At 63.6% G+C, this 2188-nt stretch carries 2 protein-coding genes, 1 tRNA gene and 1 pseudogene; 2 read left to right on the top strand and 2 right to left on the bottom strand.

Annotation, left to right across the window (positions count from 1 at the left end):
* Positions 1-211 precede the first annotated feature (211 nt).
* A pseudogene (locus AC2VON_RS24045) lies at positions 212-418 on the top strand (dipeptidase); the annotation flags it as partial.
* A 123-nt stretch (positions 419-541) separates the two neighbouring features.
* On the opposite strand, the gene bcp reads toward AC2VON_RS24045, so the two are convergent.
* Entirely contained in the window at positions 542-1015 is a 474-nt protein-coding gene (bcp, locus tag AC2VON_RS24040) for a thioredoxin-dependent thiol peroxidase (protein WP_486955080.1), read from the bottom strand.
* A 99-nt stretch (positions 1016-1114) separates the two neighbouring features.
* On the opposite strand from bcp, the gene AC2VON_RS24035 reads away from it, so the two are divergent.
* The gene (locus AC2VON_RS24035; protein ID WP_486955079.1) at positions 1115-1342 is read left to right on the top strand and encodes a DUF3618 domain-containing protein; all 228 of its coding nucleotides are present in this window, start codon (positions 1115-1117) and stop codon (positions 1340-1342) included.
* Positions 1343-2093: 751 nt separating this feature from the next.
* Here AC2VON_RS24035 and AC2VON_RS24030 read toward each other — a convergent pair.
* Positions 2094-2166, bottom strand: a tRNA-Lys gene (locus AC2VON_RS24030).
* Between the last annotated feature and the right edge of the window lie 22 nt (positions 2167-2188).

The following is a 2188-nucleotide window of genomic DNA, read 5'->3' as shown; positions in this document are numbered from 1 at the left end:
TGCCGGCATCCCAAACTCCTCAGCTGTTTGCGGTGTGCCAACGACACTCAACCAATGTCAGCAACAGTGATTGACCATCGTCACATCTAGAACTCGGCGCGGTAACCATTTGAGCTCGATATCTTCAGCCCTATAAGCGATCTGGTGCAACGAGTTGGTGGGAGAGTTCGCCAGCGGTGCGCCGACGGTGCTGCTGTACTCCCATCATGAGGCCAGCCTGCACGATGACGACGGCAACGTTGCGGTGGCGGGACTGCACGAAAACACGGCTGCGGCAATCGCTTATCCGCCGGAGCGGGTCCGCGCGGAATCCGGTCTGCTGGACGGGGTGCGCGAGATCGGTTCGGGTTCGGTGTCGCAGCGGTTGTGGGCTGAGCCGGCGGTGACCGTGATCGGCATCGACCACCGAGGCGCTGCTGTTGGGCTTGCTGGCTTATGGCGTGAATGTGCGAAAGCGAGCCAGTCCAGGGTCAAGCGGGTGCGATTGGTTAGCCGACGCCAGCGTATCGGCTGTGCACGTGCACAGTGGCGGCAAACGCGGCTATACCGACAGATCCCGGCGCAGCTTGGCGACGTGGCCGGTGGCACGGACGTTGTATTGCGCAACCGCGATCTTGCCCAACTCGTCGACGACGAACGTGGACCGGATCACGCCCTGCACGGTTTTGCCGTACATCTTCTTCTCCCCGTAGGCGCCCCAGGCCGTCAGCACTGTGCGGTCCGGATCCGACAGTAGTGGAAACGTCAACCGTTCGGCGTCCCGGAATTTGGCGAGCTTGGCCGGTGGATCGGGGGAGATGCCGACGACGTCAAACCCGGCGGCGTCGAGGTCGCGCAGGTTGTCCCGGAAATCACAGGCCTCTTTAGTACATCCGGGCGTCATCGCCGCCGGATAGAAGTAGACGACGACCCGGCGGCCGCGGTAGTCGGCCAGCGACACCGGGTTGCCGTCGGCGTCGGGTAGGCGGAAGGCGGGAGCGGTGTCGCCGGGCGTCAGGCGTGCGGTGTCGGTCAACGAAAAACTTCCTTTCTGCTCGCCGGCTTGTCGGGGCCGGTATCGGCTGCCTTAGGGTAGTTCGAGCAGAGCAGTATCGGGCCGGCAGGGAGGACGAAAGTGGCGGAGCGGGATCCCGACACCATCAAGAAAGACATCGACCAGGCGCGCGAACAGCTGGCGTCAACGGTGGACATCCTCGCCGACCGGGCCAACCCCCGCCACCTCGCCGACCGCGTCAAAGCCGGGGTGATCGGCTTCGTCAAGAATCCCGCGGTAGCGATCTCGCTTGCGGGACTGGGGGCACTCGGTGTGGTGCTGCTGGTCCGCAAGATCAGGAACCGCTGACGCGCCGCGGCCACATCCATCCGCCGGCACCAACCGGGCGGCGGCGGGCTATGACTGCTCGGGCGATCTGCCGGGCTACCGGGATTACCGGGGTTGATAATCGCGGTGCAGCGTAGTCCAGCCGATACGGCGCGTCTGACCGCTGTCAAGGCTGCGCGCCGCGAAATGTGGTTCGCTGCCGCGTGCTGACGCTCCACCGACCACCTCTATCGTGCGGCCGTTTCTGCGTGAGCGCCAGACGCTGCCGATAGCGACCCGGACGGGTCCACCGGCGGTGTAAGACCTTGTTCTTGTTCTGCCGCGGTGACGCGTTGTTATCGCGAGTGAATGAGTCATCGGTGATCAACCCCCTGTTGCGAGATGTTCGATGGGCATTATTAGGACCCCCCCTTAGGCATCAGTACACAGTGCGATGCTTAACACTCTAGTCCATATCTATGGAGTTATGTCAATCATTTGGCGCCGATTGAGGCAAGGCGGCGACGCTCTTCGGCCTCGGTCAGCCGCCAGAACCCGGCCGCCGACTGGGTGCTGCCGTGCACCAGCACCACGTCGCTCAACGCTGGCCCCCACGCCCGACGGTGACCAGCTCGATCGGCGAACGGCCTGTACCAACCGATTTGGCCGACCCGGGTATGGATGGGGCCGTGGTGGCCAAAGTCTGCTCTTCCTGTGGTTGAGACTTGATCGTTTTCACCGGATTTTAGGTCATGGTTGTCGCGTGCGGCGGCGTGGCCACCTGCAACGACGGTGCGCCGTCAGGGTTTCGAACCCCGGACCCGCTGATTAAGAGTCAGCTGCTCTACCAACTGAGCTAACGGCGCGAGACGGCCTGGACCGCGAGTG

The sequence above is a fragment of the Mycobacterium sp. TH-M82 genome, assembly GCF_057473605.1.
Note: the sequence above shows the minus strand (reverse complement) of the source record. Positions and strands in the feature narration are given on the sequence as shown.